Genomic DNA, 23403 nt, shown 5'->3' on the forward strand with positions numbered 1-23403 from the left:
GGACCCGGGGGCGCCCGCACCGCTCTTGGTCCGGCTCATGAGTCGAACTCCCTGTGCATGTCGCGGCGGAATCGGAGTCGGTCGATCATCGTCGCATAGGCGGCGGCGTATGCGCCACGCGGGCCTTCTTCGTCGCCCACCCCACCGGCGGCCTCGTCGGCGAGCTCGAACGGGAGGACCTCGGCCAGGGCATGGATCAACGCGATCGTCGGATGGTCGTGATACTGCGGATCGTACTCCCGGCCCGACCATTTCTGCAGCGTCGCCATGCGAGCGGGATCGGCGAACCGTACGCGCTGCTCGCCGACGATCGGCCGCACTCGCCCGAGGATCTCGCGGGCGACCGGCACTCCGACCGGGCCGTTGAGCGAACCGACTAGGCCGAAGGCCGGGTGTGAAGGGCGGAGGGGACCGGGCTCGGCCCGGAGGCGGCGTAACAGGAACGCATCCCGACGATCGGGCGGCAGGACCGCGAGGAGTCCCTGGTCTTGCGAGTGCCCGCCGAGGTCCGAGGGCTTGCCGGGACCGGCCTCCAGCAGCGCCTCGGCCCACTCCGCGTCGCGCTGGCGGATCGCCGAGGTCGCCCAGGCCGTCCGCAGGACTACCTCCCATTCCCCGCCGCGGTTCGCCTCGACGACCTGCGCTGGCCCGTGCTCCAGGATCGCGGCGATCGCCTTCGTCGGGACGCTTGACACGATCTCGTGCAGCCACCAGCCCCGCTCGCCAAGCTTGAGATAGGCCGGCGGCTTCGGCTCCACGCCATCGCGGATCGTCGCCTTGTCGCAGGATGTCGGGGGGGCGACGACGAGGGTCCCGCGTCCCAGCCCGAGCATCGCGCGTTTCCAGTCCAATGCGACTCGGGCACGATCAATCATGCGGAGGCAGAGCCTCGACTCCGGTAGGCTCCGCAAATGTTCGGCGGCCTGGCGACGGACCTCCTTGCTCCGGTCGTCGAGCGCGGCCTCGAGGAACGGCTCGTCCTCCATCGACAGGCCGCGCGCGAACTCTCCGACGAACGCGGCGCGGCGGTCGGCTGCATCCGCCGTGAAGGTCGAGGCGACGAGTTCGCGGGCGCGTCCGGGGTCGCTGGCACGCAGGCCCCTAAGGACGGCCATCCGCTCGTGCAATGCGCCGGTCTCCCAGGTGATCGTCGGGTCGGCGGCCTCGTCGCTCCGCGCGTGCTTCCTCCACCTGGGACGCTTCGCCGCGAGCCAGCCGCCCCGGACGCCCAGGATTTCTCTCAACGACTTCGGGGCGACCTCGTGATTCTCGCACCAGGAGAGCACCCCCACGATCGCGTCGTCGTTCAGCCTCCTGCCCGAGGCCGCCAGTCGCTCGATCCAGTCGGGCAGACATTCCGGGTGATCACCCCCTAACATCCTCCGCAGCCTTGCGGCAGCTGCCGGCTGGCACGCAGGCTGGTCATCGGTCGGGCAGACGTCGGGCGGGGATGACGGGTCGATCGCGGGCTTGCGGCCGACGCGGCCGTAGAGGCTCGAAGCCACCGCGATGGATAGAAGGCGAGAGGGAAGATCCTTCGCGTCCAGCCCTGGGAGTGCCCGACCGATCGGGTCGTCGGCCGAGGGCAATGGGGGCGGCCGTCGATCGATCCCCAGCAGCGCCGAAGCTGTCGCCTCGTCCATCAGCGGGAGGGGAACCGGCGTCGAGCTCGCCGAGGACGGCGATGGGGACGTCTCCGGAGTGACCAGAGGCAAGAACCTTCCGCCCGCCCGGGCGCCCAGGGGATCGAGCGTTGTGCCGTCGAACTCGCCACAGATCGTCAGCGGCCCGCCGCCTTCGAGGGCCAGCAGGTCCCAGCCCCCCTGGAATCGCTTCGAGAGGGGGACGACCGCTCCCGAGATATCTCGCGCCGACCACGTCCCGTCGACCTCTTGGAGCACGACATCGTCGAGGATGATCGGATAAAGCTCCAGCCAGGGGTTCTGCGCCAGTGCAACACCGTAGGCCGCGAAGGCCGAGGCGATCGTCGCCCCGGCGGAGAGAGCTTCGAAGGGCGTCGGCGTTGCGTGGCGTTCTTTCACCAGGGCCCGGAGCGGAGCCGAGCCCGGGAAAAAGGCGAGTTCTGCGTCGATCAGGACTCCGGGCGGAAGGCTCAGGTCAAGCGGCCTTCCGCCGGCGGAGAAGTCGAGAACCAGCGCAGGGCGGCCCGTGTCGCGACCAATCATCCACGTACGTAGGATCGTCAACTGATCTTCGATCGAGACGGCCCGGCCGATGACCTGCCAGCGATCTCGGACCCCGAACCCGGCGCGGATCACGTCAAGGTCGGCGGTGTACCCGATCGCGGCGCGAACGTCCTCGGCGACCTCGGTTGGTAGCTCGGCCAGCCTCCGGAACCCCTCGACGAGGAGGTGGATTCGCGACAGATGGTCGAGAAGATTGGCCTGCCAGCCCTCGCCGGCCATGGACATCGCGTCGACCTGTCTGAGCCTCCTTGCCACGCCGGGCGCCTGGGCGTCGATCATCCGACGGGCCCGGTCCTCCCAGAGATTCCCGGACTTCGCGCCGAGCGAGGCGAACCCCTGACGAACGAGGTCCGCGATCCAGAGTGAGAGGTCGTCGAGCCCGGCTGCGACCTTGGCGTTGCGGGCCGCGTCGCGCTTCGCCCTGGCGGCGAGGTCGGCGGGAGCCGGCCCACGCTCCGACTTCGACTTCGCCTGCTCGGCCTTCTTCTCGCGGTTCTCCTTCCAGGAGATGACCCATGCAGGGGGCGCCCCCCGGGTGAACGAGGCCGGCTCGGATGCCCAGATTAGTGACAGCCCGAGGCCGTGCTTGCACGGGAATTTGCGGCTCGGGCAGGAGCAGGAGAATGCCGGACCGTCCAGGTCGACCTTAGTCTGATAAGGGTTCGCGCCGCTGCCATGGCACTCGCCCCAGATCAGGCCGTCGCCCGCCCCGAGGCTCGCCCATTTCCTCGCGGAGGCCAGGCCCTGCCCCGCCTTGGCCGATGCTGGGTCAGGCGCCAGCGCCAAAACCGTTGCCTCGTCCCAGTTGGACGTCACGAGGATTCCTCGCGGCTCGAGCGCTGGGGTCGCGTGAGAATCCCAATTTGCGACGAAAGGGCCGATCCGGGCGAGCCGCATCCCCGCTTACTTACCTGGAGCGAGCCCCGAGCCCGCCACGATAACATATTTCGACGCCCTGATCGGGAAGTCACCGGTGGGTCCCATCCCGCGGCCATGCTCGCCTCGCCCGTAGATCCAGCGGGTAGTTGAAGCGACGGGATGGCTCGATTCAAGAGAATTCCTGCCGACCCTCTCAAGAGTTCGTCGTCACCATGCCGGCCGGAAGTTTGGTTTCGATCCCCTCGATATCACGAAGGCTGTGGTTCGCGGGACCTTTCCGCCGCCGTGTGTCTCTTCGATCGATATTGGGTCCGCTAGGTCGAGCAAGCCGAAGTTATTGTCCTTTCAGGTAGTCAGGTTTTTGTTTCGTCGGCATCTCGCCCGTAACGTCTTGGGATGCCAAGCACCCGATCTCCGTCCGAGCTCGAGGCCCGACGCCGCCTGGCGGTGACGCGGGTCAATGAGGGCTGGAAGCAGAAGGATGTCGCCGCGTTCCTGGGCGTCTCGCTCAAGGCCGTCGGCAAGTGGATGGCCGCCTATCGCGCCGCCGGCGAGGACGGTCTCAAGGGCAAGCCGCACCCGGGGCCCGCTCCGAAGCTGTCGCGCAGGCAGGAGCGGTCGGTCTTGTCCTGGCTGGCCGTCAGCCCCGAGGCCTTCGGCGACAAGACCCAGCTCTGGACCACCCGCAGGCTGGCCGAGGTGATCGCCCAGCGGTACGGCGTCCGCTTCAACTCCAACTGCCTGGCCGAGTGGCTCAGCCGCCGCGGCCACTCGCCGCAGAAGCCCGTGACCACGGCGGTGGAGCGCGACAACCCGGCCATCGCCCGCTGGGCCGCCGAGGACTGGCCGCGGATCAAAAAAAAGCCCGGGACGAGCGGGCCCACGTCGTCCTGATCGACGAGAGCGGGTTCTTCCTCAACCCGACGCTACGTCGGACCTGGGCGCCGAGGGGCCGGACACCGGTGCTGACGGGGTTCGGCCGGCACCGCGACAAGGTCTCGACGATTGCGGCGATCTCCGTCGCCCCGCGGCGACGCCGTGTCGGCCTCTACTGGCGGACCGACCCGGCGCATTACATCGACGGGGCGGCGGTCGTGGCATTCCTGCGCGATCTGCTGCGGCACCTGCGCGGCGCGGTCGTGGTGATCTGGGACGGCGGCAGCAACCACAAGGGGCCATTGATGCGGGGTCTCCTGTCGGAGTTCCCCCGGCTGCACCTGGAGCGGCTGCCGGGGTACGCCCCGGACCTCAACCCGGTGGAGAGGATCTGGGGCTACCTGAAGCACGGCCTGCTGGCGAACTTCGTGCCCCGCGACGTGGGCCACCTCGACCGGGTCGTCCGCGCTCACCTGGCCGAACTCCGCGGCCATCCGGCACGGATCCGGGCCCTCTGGGCGGGGTCAAAGCTGCCCTACCCCGACAAGAACCTGGCAACCTGAAGGTCAATAACCAGCTAACGGAGTAGCATTAGAAATCGTTTCATAACGGTCGCATCGTGATCAGCATGCAGGCCAGGTGAAAGAACGCCCGGTACATCCGCGGCGTCCGCTCGTGCCGGACCAGCAGCCGGCGGAAGTTGCCCAGCCAGGCGAACGTCCGCTCCACCCGCCACCGCCGCCTGTAGTAACGACGCAGCCGGCCCGCCCGCTGAGTCGCCGGCCTCCTGCGGTTCCTGCGGTGCGGGCAGACCATCTCGATCCCCCGCGCGGCCAGCCGGTCCCGCAGCGGGTCGCTCTCGTAGGCCCGGTCCAGGATCAGCAGCCTCGGGCGTGGCGTCGTCCCATCCCGCCGGCGCTTGATGCTCACGTTGTCGAGCGTCCGCTCCACCTCCGATGGGCGGGCCGAGTCGAGGTGGCAGGCCAGCGGGACGCCGTCGCCGTCGACGACGAGCATCCACTTGGTCCCCTTGCCCTTCTTGGTGGGACCGACGCCGCCGCCCCCTTCTTCGCCGGGGCGAAGGACCCATCGGCGCAGCACTCGTCCCATCGCAGCCGCATCCGGTCGTCGAGCGCGCCGAGGAAGGCCCGCCGGGCGGCGACCCAGGTGCCGTCGGCCTCGCACGCGGAGATCCGTCGCCGGCGCCGGGAAGCCCTCGGGCATCGCCCTCCATCGGGCGCCGTTGCGGAGGATCCAGAGGATGCCCTCGACGACCGGGCGGTTGGGGACCGGCCTGGGACCGGCCCTGGCCGAGGCCCGGGGCTCGGGGAGGTGGGGTGCGAGCAGGGCCCATTCCTCGTCGGCCAGCTCGGGCTGGCGGATGCAGATGATGCGTTTGCGGGCCATGCGACGCCTCCCGGGGTAGAGACATCGTACGCAAGGGGTCGGTGTGACTGAAGTTGCGTGCAGACGGTTAGGAAACGACCTGCTTCGGCAAGGAATCCCAGGATGAGGATCACGAGGGAGAATCCGAGCACCGGTAGCGTTCCGGAAGGCTAAGTGTACGCGTTTACGAGTTGAGGAGAGAGGCCCCACTGCATACGAATACGCTGATATTGGGAGGGGGACGGCAGTGGCGTCCGGCCTCATTCGGCATGAAAAGCAAAGTTCCAAAGCCAGTCTTCGACTGCTTGCACTATCTCTGCCTTCGAGCAGCGCTCCAACATTCTCAGCGGATTAGCCCAAGAAGCTCGCATTTCCTCGTCGTTGGGGCATCTCCGAATCGCGAGAAGGCGGAAGGTGCCATTCGGGTCGCCGTCAGGATACCACCCAAGGTCGAGCAGGACCGAATTCCGCTCATGTGATAGTTGGAGGAGATCCTCGCCGAATCCAATCAAAGCCTGATCGCCGGCTTCAAACCTGGTCTCGGTATCAAGGAACATATTTCATTCAACCTCCCAGCCGGTTGGAATCCGGAGCGGCTGGAGAGGCGGGTCCGTCCTGATAGGCATCATGCGTTCCTCCGATGCAAGCACAGCCCTGGCGGAGAGCTATGAGCCCCTCGTTAATAGCGAGGGAGCGGCATTGCTTCCCAGGTGGGCTCGGCGGGAGGCAACTGACGGCTGGGACAAGTCATGGTGCGAACGGCTAGGGCCAGGAGGTCGCCCGCAAGTTCCGACAAAGGCGGGCGAAGTCGTGATGGATGACAAACACGTCGCCCCTTTGCAGCGACCTGGCTCCGCTACCAGCCTGACGGCAAGGCGTCGGAGTGCGAAGCGATCGCCGGTTAGATGCCCAACACCGAAATCCTGAATTTTCTGGCGAATCGGTGAATTTTACCTGATCCACAGAGTCGACTTAATCCGAAGTATCACACTACAGGAAACTTCGCCGCATCCCGAGCAGGCGGGGAGCTGTGTCGCGAATTTAGCAACCCCCGAAATGACGAGATCGTTCCATGTTACGCATTTTGACAGGCCGATCCTCCGTCATTCGACCTGCGGTCCGGAAGCGTCGCTCGTTTCTGTCCCTGGAAAATCTGGAGACGCGGGAACTCCTCAGCACTGGAGCCGTGATTTCCTGGGAGATGGCCCCACGAATTGCTCTCAACCCGGCACATGGCAATGCTCCCGCCCTCCCCAATACCTCGGCCTACGCGAGCCCTGCCGGCGGGTATCAGGTCCTGCTCGACGCCTCAAAGACCCAAGCGTTGAAGGCGAACTCGACCTTCACTTGGACGATCAGCGAGTCGGGCCAGGCCGTCGCCAGCGTTCGAGGGAAGAAACCAAGCGTGACCCTGCCCGAAGGCCAATACTCCGTCCAGCTCACCGTGAATGGCGTGCGAGGGGCTTCCGGCCCCGTGGTTGCCGAGCAGGACATCGTGATCAAAAATGTCCTGATCGTTTCGATCGGCGATTCCTATGCCTCGGGGGAGGGCAATCCGGTCGTCAACGGATTGTATTTCCTCAGGTCGCCGGAGTGGGCCTATTCTCCGGATCCGGCCATGAATCTCCAGAACGCCAAGGCTCACCGGTCGACCCTTTCCGCCCCGGCTCAATTTGCCCTGGCTCTTGAAAAGAGCGATCCGCACACGTCAGTCACCTTTATCTCGGTGGCTGATTCAGGGGCGACGATCGACGAGGGGCTGCTTGCACCGATGGCCAGCGTCGTCGACCCAGCTTACACGCTACCGGGTCAGATCGCGCAAGCTCGCCAGATCGTCGGCTCGCAACCCATCGATGTCCTGACGATTTCCATTGGGGGGAACGATATCGGTTTCTCGACCAGGATCGAAGATCTGGCCTCCAACACGCTCAACGAGACGACGCCATTGTCCGAGATCCAGAGTCAGGTGAGCACCGACCTGGCGACTCTCCCTCAGAAATACGAGTCGTTGGGCCAGGCGATCCAGGGCCTCGACCCCGACAAAGTCCTCATCACGCAGTACCCCGATCTGACCCGGAACCAGCGTGGTCAATTTGCCCCGATCAGATTTGCGGGCATCGAGGCCATCAGCAAGGCGAATGTCCAGTTCGCGTACCAGAACATCCTCCTCCCTCTCAACCAAAGCATCGCGACAGCGGCCGCCGCCAATGGCTGGACTGCCGTGGGGGATCCGAACGAGTCGTTCCGAACCCATGGATACTCCTCGACCGATTCCTGGTTCCGAAGTGTCGGAGAATCCCTGAGGTACGAGTCGGCCAGAATCGGCGCTTTTCATCCCAACGTCAAGGGACACCAGGCAATCGCTAACCAACTCCTTTCGGTGTACAGTCAGACAATAGTCTCGGCAAAGAATTAAATACCTTTGATATGACACGAATCAACTCAAGGGCCGAGGCGGCTTCGTCTCGGTTCACGAAGAGCCCGCCCGGACGCTCAAGCTCAGATCCAAGTGAACCAAACGACGCCTCCCTCGTCTCCTCCTCACCGCCCTCATCCCGGTTAGAATCAAGGCCATGACCTCGGAGGGTAACGATGGAACTGGTCACTCTCGAGGATGGCGGCCTGACAATCGAAGAAGGCCAGCCCGGCGAGGCCTTCATTACCGGCCCCGGCGACGTCGACCTCATCATCGAAGCCTGCTTCGCGTCCGGTGCCCGCGCAGCACTCCTCTACGCGGAGAACCTGCCCGTCGGGCTCTTCGACCTCAGCTCCTGTCAAGCCGGTTCCATCCTCCAGAAGCTGCGGCAGTACCGCATCCGTCTGGCGGTCGTGGGCGGTTTCGAGCGCTTCAGCTCCCGCTTCGGCGAGATGGTCGCCGAGGAGAGCAAGGGCAGCGACTTTAGGGTGTTCGAGACGCGGGAGGCGGCGAGGGAGTGGTTGCTGGGGTAACGAACCCGCCTCGCCCGATGGTCCACGCCAGGCGGAGGCCTGGATCATCTGATCGAAGCGAAGCCCCGGCTAACCGGTCCCCAAACACCTTCTGGAATTCAGTCAGACACAGTGGGACCATGTAGCTCAAATTGAGCCGTGTTGCCGCCGGATCCAGGCGCCTGCCATGCCAGACCCCGTCGTGCTCAGCCCCGGACGCCTGAAATGGGCCGCCGTCGGGCTGCTCTTCATCCTGCTCACGGGTGTTGGCGTCTGGATTGGTATGACGGGCGACAAGTTCGGCTGGTGGATCGCCGCCTTCTTCGGTCTTGGGATACTCCTCACTGTCGTCGTCCTGCTTCCCGGCGCGATCTACCTGAATCTCACGGACGAGGACTTCACCATGTGCACCCTATATCGGTACCACACCTAAGGCTGGGACGACGTCTCCGGGTTCGAGGTCGGCTGCGTGATCCGGAACAAGATGGTGATGTTCAACTTCGAGCCGGGCTATCAGAGGGCTCCCGGCCTGCGATCGACGAACGTCGGCCTGGTCGGGTACTACGCGGGCCTCCCCGACAATTACGGGCTCTCACACGCAAAACTCGCGGACCTGATGAACCAGTTCAAAGCCGCCCACGAGCTTCAGCGTTCGACGGGGAGCTGAGGCCTGCGTTCCGTGCAGTGAGTCTCGTCCTTCGGCAAGGAGTATCATGCGACGTATTGGCTTCAGCCTCCTCGGGACGATCGGTGGCTATATTCTCGGGGCCGTGGCAGGGTACGTGCTGATCTCCCGGGCTTCCGGCAACACACACGACAGCCCGGTCGAGGCGGCAATGACGGGTGCCTTCGTTACCGCGCCGCTCGGCGTGATTGTGGGTGGTGTGGCCGGATTTCTGCTCGGGAGGCGGCGGGGCTAAATCCTCGGCGGCCTCGCCAATGGATCGTCACTCAATCGGGATGCCGAGTTGCAAGATCCAACAAGCCCGGTCCCAGTACCCTTGCTGGTACCGGATCTGCCCCTCGACGACGTGAAAGAAGCCGCAACCCCTGAGCTTGAACGTCTTCCCGTTCGGTTGTCTTCTTGAGAATTCTCCTCGCCATGTCGCCCCACCCGACCATTCGATCATGACAAAATCCCCGTCCTGGTGCATGGCCTCCAAGGTCGTGTAGCTATCCGGGAAGGCCGCGAAGAATCCCCGCGAGTCGCTGATGATGGCATCGCGCCCGACCACGGGCTCCCCGGCTGCCACTTGGTGGTTCGTCGCGTCAGGATGGTAGAGGGGAATCAGGGCATCCGCGTCCCGTCGGTTGAACGCATCGACCCAGGCAAGCAGCACGTCTTTGGCGTTCATGGATCACCCCGATTTTTCTGATGAATTCCGGGACACTCGCGGCGATTCGGTGGTTCGCCAGATGGGGAGATACCCCGGACAAAATGCAGGAAAAGAGGATTGCGGCCCGCACTGCCACCGACCCGATTCCCCCGGCTACCCGCTTTGATATCATCCGAGTTGACCGCTCTCCAGGTCGAACACGGAGCCGCCGATGAACCGATTGATCTGCCTGATCGCCCTCGCATGGGCCCCGATAGCTAACTCTCAGGCGCCTTCAGAGATTCCCCTATACCCTGGTACTGCCCCGGGTTCGGAGAAATGGGACTGGCAGGAGAAGTCCGTCACCACGGGCAACGGCCTGCCGATCGTCACAGACGTCGTGAAGCCTGTCCTGATCCACTATCCGGCCGAGAAGGGCAAGGCCGTGGGAACGGCCATGATCGTCGCCCCCGGCGGCGGGTTCCGCGCCCTGATGATGAGCTACGAAGGGGCGGATATCGCCAAACGGCTCAACGCGATGGGCGTCGATGCCTTCGTCCTGAAATACCGGCTCGTTCACAATGCCCCGGGGGCCCCCACGAGGGAGGAAGTCGTCAAGCTGGCGGCCGAGGACGGACGACAGGCTGTGAAGTTTGTCCGAGAAAAGGCCGACGAGTTCGGCTACCAACCGGAGCGGGTCGGCATGATCGGCTTCTCGGCGGGTGGCATGGTCACGTCCGAGGCGCTCTTCGGTCCGAAGGAAACGCGGCCGGACTTCGTGGCGCTCATTTACGGGATTCGCGAGATAAAGGAGATCCCGGACCCCGCACCGCCGCTCTTCCTGGCGGTCGCGGCCGATGATGCCGGTTTCGTCGCCCAGTCGGTCGATCTGTTCACCGCCTACCGCAAGGCGAAGGGGCAGGCCGAGCTGCACGTCTTCCAGTCGGGCGCGCACGGCTTCGTGAACAAGGGCGGCGGAGCCGACCACTTCATGGACCGGCTTGAGGAGTGGCTGCGGGTTAACAAGCTTCTGATGAAGCCCGGGGATGGCAAGTGACCGACTTCCAGGCCGGAGGACGCACCATGGGCGAGGTGAAGCGCATACTCGCGGAACTCATGGAACGGGACGTCGGCCAGCGGCGTGAGCACGACCCCGAATGGCCCTCGCCGTGCGAATACGGTGAGATTGATAGCGAGGGAATGACCCGTTGGCGGCCGGTCGAGATGATCCCGCCGCCCGACTTCCGCGACGTCGAGGAAGCGACCGGTGTGGTCTTGTCCCAAGACATCAGGGAGGTCTTCGGCAGCTACCACGGCTGGACGGAGAAGAGTGGGTTTCGGGGAATGTCGGTCTCGCTCTATACGAGCTGGAACCCGGAAGAATTCGCGAACTTCAAGCGGAAGATTATCCAGCACATCCGGCTCTGTCCGTCGATCCCTGCACTCTTGAGCGTCTATTTCGCCAATACCGACTCCGACCCTTTCTACAGCGTCGATCTCGCGACGGGAGAGATCTTGCTGGAGGAACCCGACTGGCCACGGACGACGGTAATCGCCCCCTCGCTTGCGGCCTTCCTCAGCGAGCTATAGCCACCCCGTGGTCGATAACCGAAAAGGAGGGGGTCGATGACGGAGGACGAGTGGTGGGCCTGCCGCAACCCGGATTTGATGGTACCCCTGATCCCAGTCGAGCGTTACCAGCGCGAACTCCGGCGCTTTGCCACTGCCTGCGTTTGCAGGATCTGGCATCTGCTCCCCGAAGCCTCCAGGTCGGCAGTAGAGGCTTCTGAGCGATTCGCGGTTGGAGAGATCGACGAGGCGGAGCTGGGCAAGCTGATAGTCGAGGCGATGGAGGTCAGTGAGGCTGCATTCCCCGGCCATTCGGCCCCCGATGCTCTGGCTTATGCGACCTCGGCAGCGGCCGATGCATCGTCCGTGTGGCCTCGGACGGCCTCGAATGTCCTGGCGTCCACGTCATGCGCCGCGTCTGCGGCCGGGTGCGCTGCAGGCGAGGCCGTGACCGATGAATCGGAATACGACGCGGCGTGCGAGTCGGAGATGCGAGAGGAACTGGCGGTCCAGGCGAGCTTGTTGCGCGGACTCGTAGAATTCCCCGGATAATCGGTTCTCCTCAGTCCTCCCTCCGCACCCGCTCCACCCTGAGCAGTTCTAGCACCCAGAACGGCACCGGCGTCTTGCCCGGCGCCCAGCGGCGGACGGTGCTACCCACTCTCACGCCGCCCTCTGCTTCTCCAGCTTCGCCGAGATCTGCTCGATAGCAGCCTCCAGCGAGGCCTTGCTGTCGAGCGTCACGTCCGAATCGTCAAACTCTCCGATCGAGATCGTGATGCTGGCTCCCTGCTGCTTGAGCCATGCATCCCCGTTGAACTCATCGTCGGCGGATTCGGAGAAATCGCTGCCGCATGATGGTCGTAGGTATTTGCCATTGTCCGCAATTGGTTTCTGCACACGGATATGATCCGGGTGCGAAAAAACCGCCGCCTTGGACATCCCTGAATGGTACATCTCACGCTGCATCACCGCGGCGTAGCCTTGTAGAGGAATTGCCACACCTGGCTTACTGATTCAGAGTAGAAGTCGATTCATAACGGTCGCATCGTGATCAGCATGCAGGCCAGGTGAAAGAACGCCCGGTACATCCGCGGCGTCCGCTCGTGCCGGACCAGCAGCCGGCGGAAGTTGCCCAGCCAGGCGAACGTCCGCTCCACCCGCCACCGCCGCCTGTAGTAACGACGCAGCCGGCCCGCCCGCTGAGTCGCCGGCCTCCTGCGGTTCCTGCGGTGCGGGCAGACCATCTCGATCCCCCGCGCGGCCAGCCGGTCCCGCAGCGGGTCGCTCTCGTAGGCCCGGTCCAGGGACCGCCCCTGGCCGAGGCCCGGGGCTCGGGGAGGTGGGGTGCGAGCAGGGCCCATTCCTCGTCGGTCAGCTCGGGCTGGCGGATGCAGATGGTGCGTTTGCGGGCCATGCGACGCCTCCAGGGGTAAAGACATCGTACGCAAGGGGTCGGTGTGACGGAAGTTGCGTGCAGACGGTTAGGAAACGACCTCTATTTCTCCCAGATTGTGCATATCTGGACTTTGCCAGTAGTGAAGCCGGTCATCCGGCCAGCCGTGTGATGCGATCGAACAGCGGCATGATTTTCTCCCTGAGCGTGTTCGGGACGCCCAGGCGCCGATATTCTTCCCGCCACATGGCTTGCCGCAACGCTCGGCGACGATCCGCATGCGAGGGGCGGCGGTTCGCATCATCCCACGGCCGATCCCGCCGGTCGCTGAGCTCCGAGGTGGCCTGCTTCCAGGCCCACACCTCCGTCAGCGTGTGGACCCACATTCCCAGGTGGAACGCCCCCACGTTGGCCCACACCCGACGCAACTGCACCTCGCCAACCCGCTCGACCTGCTTCAAGTCCCGGTAGTTCGCCTCGATACTCCAGCGGTCATGCACCGCCTGGACGATCGACTCGACGCTGGCATCCCGGTCGGTGCTCAGGAAGGCCCGCCACGAGTCGTCTTCGCCTTGAGGATCACCCCCGGATCACCTCGCCGGCCGGTCGCCACGTCGCCAGGAACGTCTTGAAACACTCGGTCACCTCTCGGCCCGAGGCGGTGGTGCTCTTCAGCTCGGCCCAGCCTCGCTTCTGGCCGGCTCGTTTGGCCAGGCTCACGACATTCTTGCCGTAGATCGGCGGGCGGCCACGGGCCCGCTTGGTCCCCGGCGCCAGGACGGGTGGTAGGTCCGTGAGGGCGGCGTCCTTGCGGAGTCGGGCCACGACGTCGAAGCCGGCCATGAAGGCCGGCTTGAGGAACTCCCGGTTGGCATAGGCGCCATCGACGACAACCCGGGGTCGGTGATCGGACTTGGGCAGCCCCGAGGCCATGGCCGTGAGCATCTCGGCGGCCTGCCGAAGCTTGGTGCGGAAGAGGATCTTGGCCAGCTCGGGGAGCTTGGGGACATCGGCCTTACGGACGTACAACCGGGCCAGCAGCGGCAGGCCGATGACGCCGACGAGGGTCTGACGCACGACTCGGCTGAGGGTCACCCAGTTGTGACCCTAGAGGAACCTCGAGCCGGCCGTCCCCGGGGTGGGGTTGTGGTGGATGCCGGCCCCCTGGACCTTGGGGCCGTACCGCCTGGTGGGCGTGTCATCCAGGGCGAAGAGCAACGGTTTCGAGTCGAGGACCTCCCGGGCGACGAGACGCAGCAGCACCAGGGCGATGGCGTCGGCGTTGTGTCCCACGGCATCGAGGAAGTAGTAATAGGACCTCAAGCCCGTGGCGATCCGGGCGACTCGCCACCAACTCGTGGCGGTGCGTCGGCCCGAGGCCAGGACCAGGCCGGTGACGACGATCGGCAGCCGCCAGGCGAGCCGGCGATGCAACGGGACGGCCAGGGCGGCGACCCAGCCCCGCCACGAGTCGAGCAAGATCCAGGCAGACACCCTCGTCCCTCTTCGGTGTGACCGTGGCCGTGTAGCAACCAAGATCGTGCCGGGAGGGCGGGGGCTAACTCAAGGGGTAGGCGATGGCCAAGTCTCGCCTGCGCGATTTCTTCGACCCGGGAGCGGACATCTGCCTCTGGTCGTCGAACGATGCGGCAAATCAGGAGTTCGGCTACGCCGTCGATGCCCGGACTCTGCCACTGCCCGAGAACATTGGCGTCGGGTCACATACATCAACGCCTGGTGGGACACGGACATCGATTGGAACTACCCGCCCGGCCCGTCGCGTTGGGGTGATGCGGAGCGGCAGCGATTCAATGCCGAAGCCCGCAAGCTGCTGGCGATCCTGAGGGAACAGTTGGGTCCGGAGTTCGAGATCGAGGACGAGTCTGGCACAGCCGGGTAGCAGGACTCAGACCTTCGTCAGAACTGGCAAAGTGCAGGCATATGGTAATGAGCGTTTTCCGGGTCGGTTTATACTCCATCGCCGGACCTGGTCCCCTTCCCCGCCTGAATTACGTCGGATTGTTCGGTCCGGCCTGGGAGAAAAGTCAACTTGTGGTAAGCGATCGCCAGGATCAGGCCACAACTTCCTCGCGACGCCCCGGGCCCGGGTTGAACCACGGGTAGATCGCCGGAAGGACGATCAGCTTCAGCAGCGTCGAGGTCAGCAGGCCGCCGATCACCACCGTAGCCAGGGGACGCTGAACCTCGGCGCCCGAGCCGTGCGAGAACGCCATGGGGACGAATCCGAGGCTGGCCACCAGGCCGGTCATCAGGATCGGCCGCAGCCGAGACATCGACGCTTCGAAGACCGACTCCCTGACCGGCCTGCCGTCTTCGATCAAACCGCGGATCGCCGACACCAGCACCAGGCCGTCGAGGACCGCCACGCCCGAGAGCGCGATGAATCCGACGCCTGCGGAGATGCTGAAGTTCAGGTCGCGGAGCCACAATGCCAGGATACCGCCGATGGCCCCGAGGGGGACAGACACGAAGATCAGCAGGCCCAGCTTGACCGACTGGAAGGTCGCATACAGCAAGAGGAAGATTAGCATCAGGGCCACCGGCACCACGATCGTCAGCCGCTTAGTTGCCGATTGGAGGTTCTCGAACGTGCCGCCCCACTCCACTCGATATCCCCTCGGCATCTCGACCTGGCTAGCGACCGCGGCCTGAGCCTCCGCTACGAAACCGGCCAGGTCACGGCCGCGTACGTTGGATTGAACCATGATCCGACGCTCGCGATCCTTCCGCCAGATCTCGTAGACGCCATTCTCCACGGAGATGTCGGCCATTTCCTCGAGGGGGATCAGCCGACCCTGCGGATCGCCGACCCTGAGCCGTTTGATCGCTTCGACGTCGTTGCGTGTCGTGGGGTCGAATCGCACCTGGAGGTCGAACCGCCGCTGTCCCTCGACCACCTGACCCACGACCTTACCCCCTAGCGTCGCGCCGACGTCGAGCGTCTCGGCGACGTTGATCCCGAAGCGGGCCATGCGGTCGCGGTCGATCTCGACCCTGAGAAACGGCAGCCCCTCGACATTTTGAGCTTTCACGTCGGTCGCGCCCGGGACTTTGGACAGGACCGTTGCCAGGGCGTTAGCCTTCTCCTGGAGTACGCCGAGGTCGGCGCCGAAGAGGCTCAGCCCCACGTCGGCACGGACGCCGGCCAACAGGTCATTGAACCTCAGCTCAATCGGCTGGGTGAAATTCAGGAATGTCCCGGGCAGAACCTCGCCGGCGATCCGCTCGATCTTGACGATCAACTCTTCGCGAGAGTGCACCTTGTTCCAGCGCTCAGGCGGGTGCAGCAGGACGAACACGTCAGTGAGGTTGACTCCCGCCGGGTCGATGCCAATCTCGGGGCGTCCCGTGCGGCTGACGACGGTGCGGATCTCGTCGGGCAGGCCGGAACGCAATGCCTTCTCGAACCGGGTCGTGTCCTCCAGACCCTCGTCGAGCGACGCGCTCGGGGGACGGACCAGGACAACGACGAGGTCACCCTCGTCGAGCTTGGGGATGAATTCGCCCCCTAGACTCATCGCGAAAGGGATGCAGCATGCGAACGCCATCAATGCCAACAGGGCCACGCGTCGCGGGCGATGCGTCGTCCAATTCAGGGTCGGCTCGTAAAGCCGCTTGGCCAGGCGGATGGGCAGCGTGTCCTTCTCGGCGAGCCCTGGCTTCAGGAAGAAGGACGCCAGCACCGGTGTGGCCGTCAGCGAAAGCAACAGAGAACCGGTCAGGGCGAAGATCACCGTCAACGCCATCGGCCGGAACATCTTCCCCTCGACCCCCTCAAGGGCCAGCAAAGGCAGGTGCACAATCGTAATGATTCCGACGCCGAAAACGACCGGCTTACGTACCTCAAGCGTCGCCCGCCGCACCACTTCGCGCGACGACTCGCCCGGGTTCGCGTGAGCGAGACGTGTGACGCAGTTCTCGATGACAATAACTCCGCTGTCAACGATCAATCCGAAGTCAATAGCCCCGAGACTCATCAGACTACCTGCGACCCCCGATGCGACCATCAGGTTGCCTGCAAAGAGCATGGACAGCGGGATAGCAAGGGCGACGATCAGCCCGGCTCTGAGGTTGCCCAGGAGGACCAGGAGCACGGCGACGACCAGGACTCCGCCCTCGGCCAGATTCCGGGCCACTGTCGCGATCGTCCGCTCGATGAGCGCCGCGCGGTCGTAGAAGAGGTCGACCTCGACACCCGGAGGAAGGCCGGCGCGGATCTGCTCGAGCTTCGCTTTTACTCGGTCGACGACCAGACGTGAATTCTCGCCGGAGAGCATTAGCACAGTCGCGGTGGCGGCCTCGCCCCGCCCGTCGCGGGTCACGGCGCCATTGCGGATCATCGGCGCCAGCATCGCCTTGCCTACGTCGCGGATAAAAATCGCCGTTCCGTCGGAGTTGACTGCGAGGACCACCGACTCGAGGTCCTGGATGGAATCGACCAGGCCGACGAAGCGAATCACCCGCTGCTCTCCATTCTTCTGGATATAGCCGCCGCCGGAATTGCCATTGTTGGCGCGGATCGCCTCAATGACCCGGCCGATCGAGATCCCTCGTGAGGTCAGCCGGACCGGGTCGAGCCGGACTTCATAGGTCTTCAACTCACCACCGAAGGCATTGACCTCGACGACCCCTGGCACGCTCTTGAGCGGTCGGGCGACCTCCCAGTCGAGGATCGTTCTCAGATCCATTAAGGACCTAGGCTCCTCGGCGTCGGCGGCGTTGCGGACCTCGAATTGGATCACCTCGCCCAGGCCCGTTGCAATCGGCCCCATCTCGGGCTGGCCGAACTCCGCCGGGATCTGCGACCTGACCTGCGCCAGCCGCTCACCGACCTGCTGGCGGGCCCAGTAGATGTCGGTGCCGTCCTCGAAGATGACGGTCACCCCCGAGATGCCATATTGCGAGAACGATCGGACCTCCTTGACGGAGGGGATGCCATTCATTGCGTTCTCGACCGGCACTGTGATGAACTGCTCAATCTCCTCCGGGCCGAGCGCCGAGGCATTGGTCAGAGCCATCACCTGAACGTTGGTGATATCGGGCACGGCGTCGATCGGCAGCACGAACAGCGAATAGCTGCCCGTTCCGACGAGCGCCACAATCGCCAGAAAGACGAGCGCGCGAGCGCGGAGGGATGCCTCGATCAGGCGGTCGAACATGGGGGGACCTCGGACGAGTGAGTCGGAAGGGAGGACTCGCGCATGATTCCGTGAGAGGAACCCAGCCCGAGGCGTGCGACGTCGGGCGGGGAACCGCGGCCCGCGCCGAGGGGCGACGGCCCGGATCACGCGCAGCATGGTGCCCGGCCAAGAACGAGCGAGAAGAAGCGCCCGGTCATCGGCTTAGCAGCGGATCGCCACCGAACGCGAGCGGAGGGTGCAGAATTGAGGAGCAGGAGGGGGGGAAACGGACAGGGCGAGGGGCAGCCCGGACGGGATCAGCGTGAGGAAGTCCAGGAAGGACAAGGCTGTCGCCGTGAAGGACTTCAGCCGCCGTTGCCTCAGATCGAGCGTGTCGTCGGGGGAGACGGAATCGTCGGTCGAAGCCGGCTCACACTCGACTTCGTCGTCATCGGGCGTGCTGGAGGTCTGGCCTCGGGTCCAGATTCCGGCGGGGTCGAGTTGGACCGGTACGTCGAGACCCGGCAACCCTACGATCGCATTGCCGATCGATTCCAGCCCAAGAATCGTATTAATGGGACGGGAGGTGTTGCTGTAAGGGACCAATCCTGACGGCTGGACTCGGGCATGGTGGGTGGAGAACTGCGTGAGGCCGCCGTCGACCATCATCAAGATGGTCAGTGCGAGCTTCGCCAGCCAGCAGTTCCGGGGGTTCACCATTGTCCTCGAGCTTCGGGGGTTGGAGGGCGCGAGGTGCTTGAGAGTAATTTGAAACACGGATCGCCGTCAAGCGATTGGACTCACACCCTGGTGCTCCAGTTACACTTGAAGTTGCGGCCTCAAAACGTGTTAAATCTGGTGGCCGAATCATGTCACCCAAGCCGACGGCGATGGACATATGCCATCGAGCCGATGAGGTAGTCGCCTTGGACGATCGGCTGGCCTGCTGCTTCGCCCGGTCCGAGCCGCGGAAGCGGGCCCTCAGTCTCTCCGAGGACTGCTCTCTGGCGTCGATCGCAAGTACAGCTGAAAGCTCACCGAGCAGACCGCTGGCTCGTCGCGCCAGGACATCCAACACTTGGTCGGCCGCATCGACTGGGACGCTGCCAATCGGGGCCGCGACGACTTGGCGGCCTATCTCCGCGACACCTGGCCGAATCGCGCGGCGAGTTGATCATGGACCAGACCGAGGTCCTCAAGAAGAGGAACACGTCCCCCGGACTGCAGTGGCACGATTCGCCAGGGCGAGGCGGGAGCGGGCCGTCACCGCTGGGGTGCGGGCGGTCCAGCACTGCTCGTGAACATCAAGTTGACGCCCGTCTGTAACCAGCCCTCCTGTGTGACCACCATCGGTCAATCGAGGTCCCAGGGGAATGCCAAGGAAGGCGAGTTGATGTAACGCTTTACCTTAAATTTGAGCCTGGTGCCTGCACCGGGAGAGAGACGGACGGTGAGGTCGGGACCGCCGATTGGAGTCGATATCCCTTCGACCATCACGGATTCCCAGAGGTGTTCGGCATAGGCGCCCGCGTGGATGACGACTTCGCGGGAGTCGGACTGATCGACATTCACGAGAGTCAGGACGGTCTCGTCGACCGAGAGCTCCTCGACCAGCGCGGCGACGTCGGGGGGAAGCCCGGCGCGACGTTGTGCAGGGTCGAAGTAGCGGACACGGGAATGCAACGCATTCGTCATGTTACCCACGGGAAGACCACCGAGCGTCAGGCGAACGAGCGCGTCGACGGTCGCCGGGTTGAACGGAAGCGGGTCATCGGCCAGTCTCGTGTCGGGAGTAGACGAGTCGACGCGCATTGAGGCGACTTTGCCCCGGATCGACTCGAGGTCGGATAGCAATGCACGCTCGGGATAGCCTGGATCCTTGCGGTCGAGGAAGGCAATCCATGGGTCGTCAGCAACGCGGGCTCGGTCGTCGGCTCGCATCGACCAGAAAGCGATCTCGCTCGCCCCGTGTTGATATTTCTTCGGCGTGAAATGATACCATCCCTGGTCACCGAACATCGTCGGGTATTGAAGCTGGCCGTCGACCAACTTTGCTTGTGCGTTAATTTGATCGATTTGCTTGCGCCACGGGTCGAGGAATCGATCGTCGCCTGTGAGCAGATAGGCATTGCCGAATCCGATCAGGGCGAGATGATGGAGGTTCCGATGCACCGGACGCTTCGTCGCGGGGTCGATCACGCTGAATCCCCAGCCGTAAACGCCTCCATACCATTTGCCACCCGCGGTGCTGCCGATCTTACCGTCGAGGCCGATATTCGTGGGGATGATCCCGCCGTTGTCGGCCATCCGCCCTCGCCAGGCATCCATATAGCCGATGAGCCAGTCCTTGTATTTTCCCTCCTGCGTGAGCATAAAGGCATTGAGGGGCAAGCATGTGGCGACGAGATTCTCGGGGTGGTCACCGACGATGTCATTGTAGTCCCGGAAGTGCTCGATCATCTGTGCGTAGGAACTCTCGCCGTGGCGAGGCCTGAACCGATTCGCAACCTCGATCGGATCGCCAGCCCAATCGAGCGCGGTCGCCTTCCGGAGCAGCGGGCCTCGGCTGCCGGTGAAAAGGCTCCGGATGATCTTGCGTTCGGGGTCATAGTTGGGTGCGCTCGGATCTTCGTTCAGATAGAATCCGGCGTAGCGGACCACACGGCGCCGAAATTGGGCGTCATCGGGGTCGGAAAGCCCCTGCTGCTGGAACGGGCCGAGCCCCTCGCCGTTGTGAAGCCAATCGAACATCACAGGAAATTCTTTGAAATACATCCCTTCTCGCGCGAATGGGACATCCGTCGTCCTGGCCGCCGCGAACTGTCGTAGGTGACCCTCCCAGCCTTTCTTATATGCGAGAAGGACCGAGTCCGCCGCGCCGAGCGCGTGCAGGACCGTCCAGTTGGTGAAATTCTCGCTCGCGTCATCCGGGCCATCGTCTCCCCCCCAGCGTTCGACGCATTCGAGGAACCCTCGGTCGTCGAAGTAGCGGTTGAAAAACTCTTCGCAGGCCTTCTCGTTGGCCCGGAAGAGTTGTCGTTCCAGGAGCGCCCAGGCCGGTGGTGCCATCGGGCGATCCACATAAATTGCGACCGTCCCCCGCGTGCGATCCCCTGCCCAGGCTGTTGAGGTCGCTTGTAACTCCGCAGAGAATAGGACCGCAATAAGTAGCCCCAAGACCCTCGCCCCGTCCCTGCGCTTCATGCAACAATCCTCCCGTTGGTGCTGCCTACCGATTGTCAAAGATTGATGGGGCGAGAATAGCCCGAGCGGAGGACATGCTCAAGCGCCGCGATCCCCGGTGTCTGTGACTCCAACCAGCCCTCAGCCCGGTGCGACCGGAAGCGAAGCGAGCCCCGCAACTCGCTCTTGCACGGTCGATGTGAACAGTTAAGGTGCCTCGGATTCTTCGTCTGTCCACCGAAGCGGGCTTGTTGAAAGACCCAGATTTGCCATCCTCGGCCCGCCGGCGTCGCTTCTCCGATTGGTCGAAGCGTCTGCCAAGATGACACGCATCAGAGCGTTCCGGTCGCATGCATCACGACCGAGAGCCGAAATAAAATCCGACGAACGACGCCAGGAGATGCTCCGGGCCGAACCGCCCGAAGTGGATCCACCTCGCGAACAGTGCGTCGGCTTGTTCCGGCGGAAAGTAGGGGAACAGTCGGTTCCAGACCAAACCGACAAGTGCGACAGCCGCCGCCATCGCGCCCAGGGCCCGCACGTCCTCGAAACCCCGGTGACGCAGGTGGCCCCGCTCCCTCCATCGTGTGGCCAGCCCGTTGGCGACCACGCCGATGAGGAATCCTCCGACCAGCAGTAGCGTGACCACTCCTGGGTTACGATCCACCTCCGTCAATTGGCCACGCCGGTAGAGCAAGGCGGCCACCGCCGCGCAACCCGCCAGGAGCACCAATCGGATGGTCCCGCTGGGGAGCCAGAGTGGCGGGGGCCCGGATTCCGGCTCCTGGCCGTGCTCGGCGCGGTGTCGGCTCGCGAAGTAGTGCCCCATGATAATGAAGAGAAGGTTGGCCAGATAATCCGGCACCTCCTGCGACGGCCTGAGCACCAGCATGCCCCAGGTCGTTGCGAAGATCATGACCGCGAGCAGCGCCCGGATGCTTCCCGATGGCAGTCCTAACGCGTGGATCCGCCGCCAGTCGTCGGCGGATCGGTTTCCCTGACTTCCGTCGCCCATAGATTCGCCCCTCGTTCCCATCTCATCAAGGTGAGCGACCCCGCCCCTTGCGCATTGCGATTCGCTCGCACCCCGGTTTTATTGAACGATGTCACATCATGGGTCGCTTGTCGCGGGCCGGGGTAATGTTCCGAACCGACGCCCCAATATTTGCGACCTCTTTCCATCTTATGGATGGAGAGGTGTCTGCTAAGCTTGATCGTGACCACTGGGGACTATCTCCGATCCCCGATGGTCGCGGTCACCTCACATTAACGCCCGAGTCCGTGTCGCATTCGCTTCGAAAGTCGATCACTTGAGTCGAGCATAGGCCTCCGCTACTCTTGCCTCTGCCTGAATTGAGAGGAAGGGGTGGTGAAATGACGGCGACGATCCTGATTCTGGTTACCTGCGTGTCGGCCTACCCGGCGGAGGACCGAGACTTACCGAAGCCGGAAGCCAGCCGCGCCGCCGTCGCGAAGGCTTTGCCCCTGCTCCTGAGGAGCACGGGGCAGTACCCGGAGAGCCGCGACTGCTTCTCGTGTCACCATCAGGCAGTCCCGGTCCTCGCCCTCGTGACGGCGAAGGGGCATGGCTTCGTCGTTCCGGATGGGGCAATCGAGGATCCGGTGGAGCTTACCGAGACTGACCTTCGCGGCGCAATGGACAGCTACCGCAAGGGAAACGGTCAGGGAGGCGGCGTCACCAGGGCGGGATATGCCCTGCTCACCATGGAGGTCGGCGGCAAGGCGGCCGGCGAGTTAACCGACACCGTGGCCGGATACTTGCTGCAGAAGGACGAATCCCGCGATCACTGGCGGGGCTCGTCGGACCGCCCGCCGTCGGAGGCGAGCGATTTCACCGCGACCTACCTCGCCCTCCGCGCCCTGGCGGCTTACGGCAAGGAGAGCCAGAAAGATCGGATTGAAGCCCGCGTGAGCAAGGCGAGGCGATGGTTGGAAGCGACCGCTCCGAAGGACACGGAGGACCGGGTGTTCCGCCTGATGGCGATGAAAGCGGCCTCCTCTCCGGAAGAACTCATCCGGAAGGCGGCCGACGATCTGCTCGCGACCCGGCGCGACGACGGGGGTTGGTCGCAACTCGACGGCGGCTCCTCGGACGCCTACGCGACGGGCTCGGCCCTCGTCGCACTCCAGTGGTCGGGGCGGCTGGCGACGGATAGTCCAGAATATCGGGGCGGGTTGGCATTCCTTATTGCCGACCAACGCGCGGACGGGTCGTGGTTCGTCGTCTCGCGAAGCAAGCCATTCCAACCCTACTTTGAAAGCGGGTTCCCCTATGGAAAGGATCAATTTATCTCGATGGCGGCGACCTCATGGGCGGTCACGGCGTTATCGCTTGCATGCTCGACGAATTAATCAGGCCGTAACGTCCTTGACCGACCGATGTGGCTTGGGTGACGTAGTCTCCCTCTTCCGATGAGATTCATAAACATCGGAAATTCCTGGCAATTCGACTCTCCGTCACTGTGTCGAATGGCGCTCCGCTCAAGGCAACAAGGAGTTCG

24 protein-coding genes are annotated in these 23403 nt (G+C 64.2%); 11 read left to right on the top strand and 13 right to left on the bottom strand.

Annotated elements, in window-relative coordinates:
* Nucleotides 1-35: 35 nt before the first annotated feature.
* Nucleotides 36-3023 (bottom strand): DUF5691 domain-containing protein, encoded by a 2988-nt coding sequence (locus EP7_RS20470; protein ID WP_463524003.1) that lies wholly within the window; start codon nt 3021-3023, stop codon nt 36-38.
* A 459-nt stretch (nt 3024-3482) separates the two neighbouring features.
* On the opposite strand from EP7_RS20470, the gene EP7_RS20475 reads away from it, so the two are divergent.
* Both EP7_RS20475 and EP7_RS20480 read left to right on the top strand, forming a co-directional pair.
* Entirely contained in the window at nt 3483-3980 is a 498-nt protein-coding gene (locus EP7_RS20475) for a helix-turn-helix domain-containing protein (RefSeq protein WP_463524004.1), read from the top strand.
* Complete coding sequence (locus EP7_RS20480; protein WP_463528446.1) at nt 3980-4525, top strand: transposase; 546 nt, start codon at nt 3980-3982, stop codon at nt 4523-4525. The genes EP7_RS20475 and EP7_RS20480 overlap by 1 nt, the downstream gene beginning before the upstream one ends.
* Nucleotides 4526-4565: 40 nt before the next feature.
* Here EP7_RS20480 and EP7_RS20485 read toward each other — a convergent pair whose 3' ends face one another.
* Nucleotides 4566-5369: an IS5 family transposase gene (locus EP7_RS20485; RefSeq protein WP_463524005.1), complete on the bottom strand. Its 804-nt coding sequence runs from the start codon at nt 5367-5369 to the stop codon at nt 4566-4568.
* 239 nt (nt 5370-5608) lie between these two features.
* Nucleotides 5609-5905: a hypothetical protein gene (locus tag EP7_RS20490; protein ID WP_463524006.1), complete on the bottom strand. Its 297-nt coding sequence runs from the start codon at nt 5903-5905 to the stop codon at nt 5609-5611.
* A 629-nt stretch (nt 5906-6534) separates the two neighbouring features.
* Here EP7_RS20490 and EP7_RS20495 point away from each other — a divergent pair.
* The 5 genes from EP7_RS20495 (at nt 6535) to EP7_RS20515 (ending at nt 9196) form a co-directional block, all read left to right on the top strand.
* Nucleotides 6535-7764 (top strand): SGNH/GDSL hydrolase family protein, encoded by a 1230-nt coding sequence (locus EP7_RS20495; RefSeq protein WP_463524007.1) that lies wholly within the window; start codon nt 6535-6537, stop codon nt 7762-7764.
* Between the two features lie 176 nt (nt 7765-7940).
* Complete coding sequence (locus EP7_RS20500; protein ID WP_463524008.1) at nt 7941-8297, top strand: DUF4180 domain-containing protein; 357 nt, start codon at nt 7941-7943, stop codon at nt 8295-8297.
* A 166-nt stretch (nt 8298-8463) separates the two neighbouring features.
* Nucleotides 8464-8709, top strand: coding sequence for a hypothetical protein (locus tag EP7_RS20505; RefSeq protein ID WP_463524009.1), 246 nt, complete (start codon nt 8464-8466; stop codon nt 8707-8709).
* 36 nt (nt 8710-8745) lie between these two features.
* Entirely contained in the window at nt 8746-8943 is a 198-nt protein-coding gene (locus EP7_RS20510; RefSeq protein ID WP_463524010.1) for a hypothetical protein, read from the top strand.
* 46 nt (nt 8944-8989) lie between these two features.
* Complete coding sequence (locus EP7_RS20515; RefSeq protein WP_463524011.1) at nt 8990-9196, top strand: hypothetical protein; 207 nt, start codon at nt 8990-8992, stop codon at nt 9194-9196.
* A 27-nt stretch (nt 9197-9223) separates the two neighbouring features.
* Here the strand turns inward: EP7_RS20515 and EP7_RS20520 are convergent, their stop codons facing one another.
* Entirely contained in the window at nt 9224-9631 is a 408-nt protein-coding gene (locus EP7_RS20520; RefSeq protein WP_463524012.1) for an ester cyclase, read from the bottom strand.
* A gap of 193 nt (nt 9632-9824) precedes the next feature.
* Between EP7_RS20520 and EP7_RS20525 the strand changes: the two genes are divergently transcribed.
* From EP7_RS20525 to EP7_RS20535, 3 genes are read left to right on the top strand one after another with little or no spacing between them, the layout of a single operon-like run.
* Nucleotides 9825-10649: an alpha/beta hydrolase gene (locus EP7_RS20525; protein ID WP_463524013.1), complete on the top strand. Its 825-nt coding sequence runs from the start codon at nt 9825-9827 to the stop codon at nt 10647-10649.
* A 26-nt stretch (nt 10650-10675) separates the two neighbouring features.
* A complete protein-coding gene (locus EP7_RS20530) occupies nt 10676-11182 on the top strand; it encodes a SecY-interacting protein Syd (protein ID WP_463524014.1) in 507 nt (168 codons plus the stop codon).
* 36 nt (nt 11183-11218) lie between these two features.
* Nucleotides 11219-11713: a hypothetical protein gene (locus EP7_RS20535; protein ID WP_463524015.1), complete on the top strand. Its 495-nt coding sequence runs from the start codon at nt 11219-11221 to the stop codon at nt 11711-11713.
* Between the two features lie 111 nt (nt 11714-11824).
* Here EP7_RS20535 and EP7_RS20540 read toward each other — a convergent pair whose 3' ends face one another.
* From EP7_RS20540 to EP7_RS20580, 9 genes are all read right to left on the bottom strand, one after another.
* Nucleotides 11825-12133 carry a hypothetical protein gene (locus EP7_RS20540; protein WP_463524016.1) on the bottom strand — a complete coding sequence of 103 codons (309 nt, stop codon included), beginning with the start codon at nt 12131-12133 and terminating at the stop codon, nt 11825-11827.
* A 62-nt stretch (nt 12134-12195) separates the two neighbouring features.
* Nucleotides 12196-12525, bottom strand: a complete 330-nt coding sequence (locus tag EP7_RS20545) for a transposase (RefSeq protein WP_463524017.1) — start codon at nt 12523-12525, stop codon at nt 12196-12198.
* A 184-nt stretch (nt 12526-12709) separates the two neighbouring features.
* The gene (locus tag EP7_RS20550; protein ID WP_463524018.1) at nt 12710-13057 is read right to left on the bottom strand and encodes a hypothetical protein; all 348 of its coding nucleotides are present in this window, start codon (nt 13055-13057) and stop codon (nt 12710-12712) included.
* A 79-nt stretch (nt 13058-13136) separates the two neighbouring features.
* Nucleotides 13137-13652: a transposase gene (locus EP7_RS20555; protein WP_463524019.1), complete on the bottom strand. Its 516-nt coding sequence runs from the start codon at nt 13650-13652 to the stop codon at nt 13137-13139.
* Between the two features lie 12 nt (nt 13653-13664).
* Nucleotides 13665-14051 (bottom strand): transposase, encoded by a 387-nt coding sequence (locus tag EP7_RS20560; RefSeq protein ID WP_463524020.1) that lies wholly within the window; start codon nt 14049-14051, stop codon nt 13665-13667.
* A gap of 578 nt (nt 14052-14629) precedes the next feature.
* Complete coding sequence (locus EP7_RS20565) at nt 14630-17737, bottom strand: efflux RND transporter permease subunit (RefSeq protein ID WP_463524021.1); 3108 nt, start codon at nt 17735-17737, stop codon at nt 14630-14632.
* A gap of 183 nt (nt 17738-17920) precedes the next feature.
* The gene (locus EP7_RS20570) at nt 17921-18415 is read right to left on the bottom strand and encodes a hypothetical protein (protein ID WP_463524022.1); all 495 of its coding nucleotides are present in this window, start codon (nt 18413-18415) and stop codon (nt 17921-17923) included.
* A gap of 636 nt (nt 18416-19051) precedes the next feature.
* Nucleotides 19052-20767 carry a hypothetical protein gene (locus EP7_RS20575; RefSeq protein ID WP_463524023.1) on the bottom strand — a complete coding sequence of 572 codons (1716 nt, stop codon included), beginning with the start codon at nt 20765-20767 and terminating at the stop codon, nt 19052-19054.
* 469 nt (nt 20768-21236) lie between these two features.
* Nucleotides 21237-21896 carry a hypothetical protein gene (locus EP7_RS20580; RefSeq protein WP_463524024.1) on the bottom strand — a complete coding sequence of 220 codons (660 nt, stop codon included), beginning with the start codon at nt 21894-21896 and terminating at the stop codon, nt 21237-21239.
* A gap of 359 nt (nt 21897-22255) precedes the next feature.
* On the opposite strand from EP7_RS20580, the gene EP7_RS20585 reads away from it, so the two are divergent.
* Nucleotides 22256-23254: a hypothetical protein gene (locus EP7_RS20585; protein WP_463524025.1), complete on the top strand. Its 999-nt coding sequence runs from the start codon at nt 22256-22258 to the stop codon at nt 23252-23254.
* The last annotated feature ends 149 nt before the right edge of the window (nt 23255-23403 follow it).

The organism is Isosphaeraceae bacterium EP7, assembly GCA_038400315.1.
GTDB lineage: Bacteria > Planctomycetota > Planctomycetia > Isosphaerales > Isosphaeraceae > EP7.